This window comes from Campylobacter sp. MIT 99-7217 (genome assembly GCF_006864365.1).
Taxonomy (GTDB): Bacteria; Campylobacterota; Campylobacteria; order Campylobacterales; family Campylobacteraceae; genus Campylobacter_D.
In genome coordinates, this window is the sequence record NZ_QHLJ01000017.1 from 1 (window position 1) to 6,905 (window position 6,905).

A 6,905-nucleotide genomic window follows, 5' to 3' on the forward strand; every position below is an offset into this window, starting at 1 on the left:
AGTGCTTCACTTTTGCCAACAGAAAGTTTTGGGCTTGATAATAAAGGCAATGTTATCATCAATGCGAAAAATATAAAAAAGGTAGAGGATAAGGCGTGATGAGCTTAGATATTTTTGAGCTTGAAAACCAAAAAAGCTATAACAAAACAAGCACCAGCAAAACCAACAAAACCAGCAATAAGGGCAAGAGTAGGAGTATCTATCATTTTATATCCTTTAATGTTTTAAGTTGCTTTAAAATGCCTAAGCTTAAGAATATAAGCAAAATCAAATTTAAGATTATGCTCAAAGCTATGATTAGCACTTGCCAACTTTCTAAGCTTTTAAAATTTATGACCAAAAAAGCACTCATTGAAAAAAGTGAAGTTAAAAAGATTATGGTAAATGTCTTAAGTAAATCTAAATGTATCTTAACTCTTTCCATGCGTAAATTTTACACAAAAAAACTAAATTTAACTTAAAGGAGGCACATATGAAGCAAATCACGATTAAAAGGCGTTACAAAGAAAAAACTTGTGTGGTTGGCAAGCTTTATTTAGATGAAACTTTTCTTTGTTTTACTTTAGAAGAAGATGAAGAGGGCTTAGCAAGTGGCAAGGATTTAAGAATTCCAGCAGATACTTATAAGCTTGAATGGTATCAAAGCCCTAAATTTAGCCCAAGACTTGCAAAGGCTTTAAATGTTGCAAATCAAAAAGCTATTCGTATCTATAATGACAAGGTGGCTAAAGAGCGTTGCATTTTAATCCACGCAGGAAACACACATAAAGATACTTTAGGTTGTATCTTACTTGGTAAGGGCTTTGTTACGGGAAGTGATAGTATCACGCAAAGCACGCAAGCAGTAAAAGAGTTTTACGAAAAGCTAAACGAGCTTAAAGACTTATCAAATCTTAAGCTTGTGATAGTTAATGAGTTTTAAATTTATATAGAAAGGAGTAGAGTTTTTAAAGGAGCCACTGAGTGCTACATTTAGCCGCCCTGTTTTCACAGGGCATACACTAATAAGCCTTGACATAGCAAAGCATTAGTAGTATAATAAGAGCTAAGATGTAGCGAAGCAGTTTCATCTAAAACACCTACTTTCTAGGGTAAGATTAGCTACTGAGGGCTAGCTCAGTGGCAAACCCTTGAAAGTATCTTAGCTTAAACTTCTTTAAAAACTCATAAACAATACAATGAAAACAAAAGCAAGGTATTATTTTTTCTTGTTTAAATGGTTTTTGATCGGAAAAAATCACTGCGATATTCCACCCTTTGCAAAAAGGTATTTTTGGGTTTTGCATAAGGCTTTATGGATAGTAATCACGCTAAGTTTAGTCTTTAGTCTTTACGCTCTTTTAAATGCAGTAAATGGAGGCTAAAAATGATCAATTACAACGAACTTTTGCCCGTGATACTTATAGGCTTTGTGTGTAGTATCATCGCCAATTTAGACCTTTTTAAAAAGCAATTTAGCGATACTGAGGGTCAAAGCAATTTAAAGCTTTTTGCAGTGGATTTTATACGTAATTTCATTTTCACGACTATCTTTGCTGTGTTTTTGTTTTATCTTTGTGGAAGCTTCACTGAAAACTATCAGCTAAAACTTGGCATTGTTGGCGTCATCTCAATACTTGGCATTGAAAAAGCCTTAGAACTAGTCGAAAAAATCATGAACTTAAGGAGGTAACATGACTTATAAATTCTACACGAAAATCGTTTATTTGTGCCTTATTTTAACCTTTGGAGCAAGCATATATTTTTACAATGAAATGAAAGCACTAGAAAAAATCGTGCTTACAAACACAAACATAGAGGCTAGCGAACTTGAAGCTGTGATTGAAGAGGTTCAAATTTATGAAGCAACAGGGCAAGTTGTTGATGTGAAAAACAACCAAACAAAGCCTTTGGATAAAGTGCTTAAAAAGCTTTTTGTTGAGGATAATGAAAGCAAAGCAAAGCCTCCTAATTTTGAGCTTAATAACACGAGGCAAGGACCTGCGAAATGAAGCTTTTAATTTGGATTATAATCCCTGCACTTTTAAGCTTTTTAGGGTATTTTTACCATATCAAAAAAGAGCTTGAGAGCGAGAGAGCAAGGGCGATTTTGGCTAGTTCTTTAAATGAGAGCTTGAGAAAGGATTTAAACGCTACTTTAAAAAGGCATGAAGAAGAGCTAAAAGCCGTGAGCAAAGCAAGCAAAGAAAAAGAGGCTTTAGATGAAAGTGTGAATGTCGCAAATGAAAAGGCTCTTATCATTTACAAAGAAAACAAAGAGCTAGTAAAAAGCTTTAATGCTTTAGTTGATGAGCTTTATAAGTGAAATTTGGATTTAAGGAGTTACAGCCAAAGGGGCGGATTAAATCCGCCTCAGCCTTAAGGTAATTTTAAACCTAAAAATAACAATTTTAAGGTATAATCTTACTAAAGGCTTTTTACTATGCTTACTCATAGTAATCCTTTTAGCTGTTTTAGGGATTAATTCATTTTAATCCCTTTAAAATTTACCATACTTCTTAAATCCTTTAATTGAAATAAAGGATTATCATGAAATTCACAGATACAAGATTTTTAAATATAATGATTTTAATCTTTGGGCTTTTAATGCTACTCATTTTTTTAAATGCTTGTAGTGCTAAAAAAGAAGTTTTAACACAAAGTCAAATCATCAAGCAAGAAATCCCTCAAAGCCTTTTAGAGCTTAAGCCCTTAGCTAAGCCAGAGGTTAAAACTGAACTTGATATTTTAAGGGCGTATTCAAGCCTTTTTAGAGCTTATAAAGAATGCGAGATCAACATTAGCAAAATCAAAGAGTTGCAAGATAGCAAATAAGCCTCAATCATAATAAATCGTAGCTTTAAGCCTTGCGTGTGGCTTTTTAATGTTACTTGCTTTACTCCACATTCTAATTTCTTGCGTGGTGTTGTTTGTGTTGATTAAGGCACTGCCTTTTCTTAAAACCACATTTGCTGGGATTTTGTAATGTGCTGAATAACCGATATGATACTCAAAGCCTCCATAAAGCACTGCTACAAGTTCAAGCGTTTTTTTAGAAGGATAGAAATCAGTTCTCATATTAAAAAGTTCATATTCGACAAAGATTTCTTTGATAGGATAAGTAACATTTGGCAAAACAATTGCTACTGATTTATAGCCGTCATTGTAGCTATTTACATTAATGCTTGTTTTTTTACTAAAATACCTTTCCCCCCCCCCCCCAGCTAAGACTACTTTGTAGCCTGCATTACTTAACATCATTGAAAACATTTTTACTCCTTTTGTTTTTTTAAAATCCCTCATAAAATGCATTGAGATTAAAGCTATCAACTACGCTTGCTTTTGGAATGCCTTTTTTTGCAAATTCCTCTAAAATAAGCATATCCTTAGTTTCAAACTCGCACAAATAATATTCATTTAAAAGCTTTACACGCCTTGCACTCCTAGCCTCGCTAAAAGCTAGTTTATCATTTTCAAAGCCTATGCATTTTTGCAAAGGCTTTAATGCCAAAAAGTCCTTAACAAAGCTTTCAAGCTTATAAAAATCCTTAAATTCCTCTTTTTTAGCCTTTAAAATTTCAGTGATTTTTTTGCCTTGCATTAAAGAAGCCTTGTTAAAAAGAGTAGATTTTTCTTTGTAGATATGATCAAGCTCTTGTTCATCAAAAGCCTTGATAGAGTAAAAATCAGCATTTAAGATCAAATTTAACAAATACTCCACATTTTCCACATAGCTTTTAGCCTTTTTTTCATTTAAGCTTTTTTGCTGTGTCGCAATTTGCTCTTGTGAAGCGTCGCTATTTAAATTTAACTCTTGTTTTTGAACATTTAAATACCCCTCATAAGCCTTTTGTGCTTTTTGTATAAGCTTTTTATCAGGGCTTTCAAGCTCTTTAAAATCACTCAGCAAAAGCGTATCAAAGTCCCTTAATATCGCTTTGTTATAAGCCTTGTTTTTGTTTAAAAAGTCAAGCTGGCTTAGATTTGCTTTAAAGGGCTTCATGGTCTTTTCATCAAGTTCGTTAAATTTTTCTTTTAAAAAGCTATCGTAGGTATTCATACCAAAATCATTTTCCACAAGCTTGTTAAAGCCCTTGATCGTCTTTAAGCTTCTTGCTAAAAAGGCTTCTTGTATCATTGTTTGATACTGCGAACTATCAAAAGAGCTTGCCAGCGGAAAGGGCATGTTTAAAGCCTTGCTAGCAAAGTTTTCTCCTCCTGCTAAGCCCCCACCACTTCTATTTTGCAAGGCTTCATCTATGTTTGAGTTTGTAGCTTGTCCAAAGATACCTTTTGCACTATCAGGAGCGATTTGGGAGGAAAAATTATTATTTATGCCTGCAAATTGATTTTTGTAAATTGCCCCATTTGCATAAATGGCATATCCGCCATAAATCATATCTTTTGTGATCGCCTCACTTTCTTTAGCTCTCTTTTTTGCAGCCTCAGTGTTCTGTGTTAAGGCGAACGCACTTGCTTTGGCACTGTATTCATCTTGTGCGATTAAAAAGCTTTTTTGAGCTTGATAGATCTTGCTTGCGTAGTTGATTATGGTAGCACTCACAACAGCTACTATGTAAATTTGAGCAAATAATTGTCCAAAAATGGGTGCAAGCGTTCCACCGCTAAGTATGGTTAAGCAGGCAGCAGCAGCAACTAAAAGCACATTTAAAGGCTTTGCAAAGAAAAAATTAGCGATAAAGCCTAAAAAGCCCCTTTCAGCCTTAGCCCAGCCGTATTGCTCGCTTGCGTAGTTTAAAAACTCGTCTCCTACTCTTAAATCATATTCGTTTAAAATGGGTCGCCATTTATTTAAGGCTTTTCTTTTAAACTTGTTCATTCTTGCTTTTAAAGCCCATTTTTTAGCCTTTTGACCCATTCATTTCCTCGATCAGCTTTTGGATAAAAACTTTCAAAACGGCGTGATTGTTTTTAAAAGGCTCTAAAGCAAAGGCTACAAGGCAAGAAACAAGCGTGGCTATATCCCCATTTTTAGCTCTTATCTTTTCTATATAGCTTGAAAAGGGTTTGAAACTTTCATGCAAATTTTTAGTTTTAACGCTATCATCGATGAACATTTCAAGCTTTTTAACAAAAAACTCACATTTTTGCAAATCTTGCAACTTATTTCCTTTAAATTCGCACCTTAAAGCGTATTTAATGGCATTTCCAAGATAAAAGGCATTAATGTTTTTGTGCATTTTTTTAAAAAGCTTTTCTAGAAGTTCTAAGCTTTCAAAGCCATAGCCTTTATAATGCGCTGGATTGTTAATCAAATCTTGCATTTTTATCCTTTTTTTAAAAGTAAATTTAGAAAAATCAAAGATTTAAAACAAGGGTTAAAAAAATTGCCCCTTTAAAAAAGTGGCTTAATTTGTTTAAATATGAGCATTTTTAAACCCACTAAAAGGAAAAATATGAATTTTGACTTTGATAAGGCACTTGAGGCTGGATATAATGAAAAAGAAATTGTTGATTTTTTGCAAACGCAAGATACAGACATTGATTTTGAAGCTTTCAAGAAAAACTATCACAACGACCATGCTTTGATCTTGGAAGAGCTTAAAAAAGGCAACAAAACAGGCACAATAAGCAAATTTAACGAGGCTAGACTTTGGCTAAATCCTGAAGATAGAGCTAAGCTAAATGAAGCTGATTTTAACAAGGCTAAAAATGAGCTTTTAGAGCAAGAAAAAATCACACAAAAAGAAGAAGCTATCAAAGAGCTTGAAAACAAAAGCACCTTAGAAAAAATCGAAGATAGAGCCTTAAATTTCTTAGGATTTGGTGAGCTTTACAAAAAGGGTGCAAATGCCTTAAATGAAAGCTTGGGTCTTGAAAAGCCTTTTAAATACGATGAAAGCATACAAAAAAGCTTTAACAAAGATATCAAAGAAAAAATCACACAAGGCATAGACTTTAAGGATTTAAGCAAGGGGGAAAAAGCACATTTAAGCAGTGAGTTTCACAAAAATGCCGAATTTGGCAGCAATTTTTTAGCAAATGCTTTCAATCTTTTTGCAAGCGATGAGTTTATGGCAAAGGCTGAGTATCAAAGACAGCAAAAGCGTGCAAAAATAGCAAACACAAGAGGACGGCTAAAAGAAGAAGATAAAGAATTTATCGAAAATGAACTTGGCTTTGCGGCGAAGTGGTTTCAAAGCGACAAAGAAAATCTCAAAGAATTTAAAGAAAAATACAAGGCTGAAGATATGATCTTTAGCGAGGTGCAAAAGGCGGTTAATACCCTAAGTCAATTTCACGAAAAATCCTTGCTTAAAAATCTTTTTTTAAGTGATGATGAAAAAGCTAAGCAAATGCAAAAAGATTTTTTGCAAGATCTTTACACCATAGCTGAGCTTAATGGCTTTGATGATGCTGGACTTGATAAAGAGGGCGAAATATATTTTATCAAAAGAGACGATAAGGGCAAGGAGCAAAAATATCTTGTGAATACCGGCTTTTTTGATAATTTTGCCAATACCTTAAATGATAGCAAATTTGAAATCGCAGGAGGCTTAACAGGGGCTTTAGCAGGGGCTAAAAAAGGAACTACGCCTCAGGCAAGGCTGATTAATTCCGTGTTCGGTAGTGCTTTGGGTAGCTTTGTAGGAGCAGGCACTGATATGGCTGTGGCCAATGCTTATCTTGATAGGGAAAATAATTTTAAAGATATGCTTGATTACTCAGTGCAAGCTGGGCTTTTAAGTGCGGCTGGTGATGGCGTGATGATAGCTACTCCTTATCTTGCTAAAAAGGGCTTAAATGCTTTGAAAAAGAGCAAGGCTTTGGCTGATTACTCAGTGGCTGGCATTGTGAAAACTTTGCCTACTCAAAACATAAGAGCAGCTGAAAGTATCATCGATGAAAGCTTTAGTGCTGAGGCAAAAGAAGCCTTAGAAGAAGCAAAGGCTAAATTTGGAGGC

At 34.4% G+C, this 6,905-nt stretch carries 10 protein-coding genes and 1 pseudogene; 8 read left to right on the top strand and 3 right to left on the bottom strand.

Annotated elements, in window-relative coordinates; all coding sequences use genetic code 11:
• Positions 1 to 98: 98 nt before the first annotated feature.
• The 7 genes from DMB92_RS08975 (at position 99) to DMB92_RS09005 (ending at position 2,814) form a co-directional block, all read left to right on the top strand.
• On the top strand, positions 99 to 461 hold the full coding sequence (locus DMB92_RS08975) for a hypothetical protein (RefSeq protein WP_142682719.1): 363 nt from the start codon (positions 99 to 101) through the stop codon (positions 459 to 461).
• 11 nt (positions 462 to 472) lie between these two features.
• Positions 473 to 922, top strand: coding sequence for a DUF5675 family protein (locus DMB92_RS08980; protein WP_142682720.1), 450 nt, complete (start codon positions 473 to 475; stop codon positions 920 to 922).
• Between the two features lie 256 nt (positions 923 to 1,178).
• Positions 1,179 to 1,364, top strand: a complete 186-nt coding sequence (locus tag DMB92_RS08985; protein ID WP_142682722.1) for a hypothetical protein — start codon at positions 1,179 to 1,181, stop codon at positions 1,362 to 1,364.
• Positions 1,365 to 1,366: 2 nt separating this feature from the next.
• A complete protein-coding gene (locus DMB92_RS08990; RefSeq protein WP_142682723.1) occupies positions 1,367 to 1,672 on the top strand; it encodes a hypothetical protein in 306 nt (101 codons plus the stop codon).
• 1 nt (position 1,673) lies between these two features.
• Positions 1,674 to 1,991, top strand: a complete 318-nt coding sequence (locus DMB92_RS08995; RefSeq protein ID WP_142682725.1) for a hypothetical protein — start codon at positions 1,674 to 1,676, stop codon at positions 1,989 to 1,991.
• The gene (locus DMB92_RS09000) at positions 1,988 to 2,305 is read left to right on the top strand and encodes a hypothetical protein (RefSeq protein ID WP_142682727.1); all 318 of its coding nucleotides are present in this window, start codon (positions 1,988 to 1,990) and stop codon (positions 2,303 to 2,305) included. The genes DMB92_RS08995 and DMB92_RS09000 overlap by 4 nt, the downstream gene beginning before the upstream one ends.
• A 224-nt stretch (positions 2,306 to 2,529) precedes the next feature.
• Positions 2,530 to 2,814, top strand: coding sequence for a hypothetical protein (locus DMB92_RS09005; RefSeq protein WP_260604796.1), 285 nt, complete (start codon positions 2,530 to 2,532; stop codon positions 2,812 to 2,814).
• Positions 2,815 to 2,817: 3 nt separating this feature from the next.
• Here DMB92_RS09005 and DMB92_RS09010 read toward each other — a convergent pair whose 3' ends face one another.
• The 3 genes from DMB92_RS09010 to DMB92_RS09020 are packed head-to-tail and all read right to left on the bottom strand — an operon-like array spanning position 2,818 to position 5,264.
• Positions 2,818 to 3,249 carry a hypothetical protein gene (locus DMB92_RS09010; RefSeq protein ID WP_142682728.1) on the bottom strand — a complete coding sequence of 144 codons (432 nt, stop codon included), beginning with the start codon at positions 3,247 to 3,249 and terminating at the stop codon, positions 2,818 to 2,820.
• Between the two features lie 19 nt (positions 3,250 to 3,268).
• Complete coding sequence (locus DMB92_RS09015; protein WP_142682730.1) at positions 3,269 to 4,858, bottom strand: hypothetical protein; 1,590 nt, start codon at positions 4,856 to 4,858, stop codon at positions 3,269 to 3,271.
• Positions 4,842 to 5,264, bottom strand: coding sequence for a DUF3310 domain-containing protein (locus tag DMB92_RS09020; RefSeq protein ID WP_142682732.1), 423 nt, complete (start codon positions 5,262 to 5,264; stop codon positions 4,842 to 4,844). The genes DMB92_RS09015 and DMB92_RS09020 overlap by 17 nt, the downstream gene beginning before the upstream one ends.
• Positions 5,265 to 5,396: 132 nt before the next feature.
• Here DMB92_RS09020 and DMB92_RS09025 point away from each other — a divergent pair.
• Positions 5,397 to 6,905 (top strand): annotated as a pseudogene (locus tag DMB92_RS09025) (hypothetical protein); the annotation flags it as partial.

Coding starts and splice junctions, on each gene's coding strand:
- DMB92_RS08990 (WP_142682723.1), top strand. CDS start 1,367: ATGATCAATTACAACGAACTTTTGCCCGTGATACTTATAGGCTTTGTG.
- DMB92_RS09000 (WP_142682727.1), top strand. CDS start 1,988: ATGAAGCTTTTAATTTGGATTATAATCCCTGCACTTTTAAGCTTTTTA.
- DMB92_RS09010 (WP_142682728.1), bottom strand. CDS start 3,249: ATGTTTTCAATGATGTTAAGTAATGCAGGCTACAAAGTAGTCTTAGCT.
- DMB92_RS09015 (WP_142682730.1), bottom strand. CDS start 4,858: ATGGGTCAAAAGGCTAAAAAATGGGCTTTAAAAGCAAGAATGAACAAG.
- DMB92_RS08995 (WP_142682725.1), top strand. CDS start 1,674: ATGACTTATAAATTCTACACGAAAATCGTTTATTTGTGCCTTATTTTA.
- DMB92_RS08975 (WP_142682719.1), top strand. CDS start 99: ATGAGCTTAGATATTTTTGAGCTTGAAAACCAAAAAAGCTATAACAAA.
- DMB92_RS08985 (WP_142682722.1), top strand. CDS start 1,179: ATGAAAACAAAAGCAAGGTATTATTTTTTCTTGTTTAAATGGTTTTTG.
- DMB92_RS09020 (WP_142682732.1), bottom strand. CDS start 5,264: ATGCAAGATTTGATTAACAATCCAGCGCATTATAAAGGCTATGGCTTT.
- DMB92_RS09005 (WP_260604796.1), top strand. CDS start 2,530: ATGAAATTCACAGATACAAGATTTTTAAATATAATGATTTTAATCTTT.
- DMB92_RS08980 (WP_142682720.1), top strand. CDS start 473: ATGAAGCAAATCACGATTAAAAGGCGTTACAAAGAAAAAACTTGTGTG.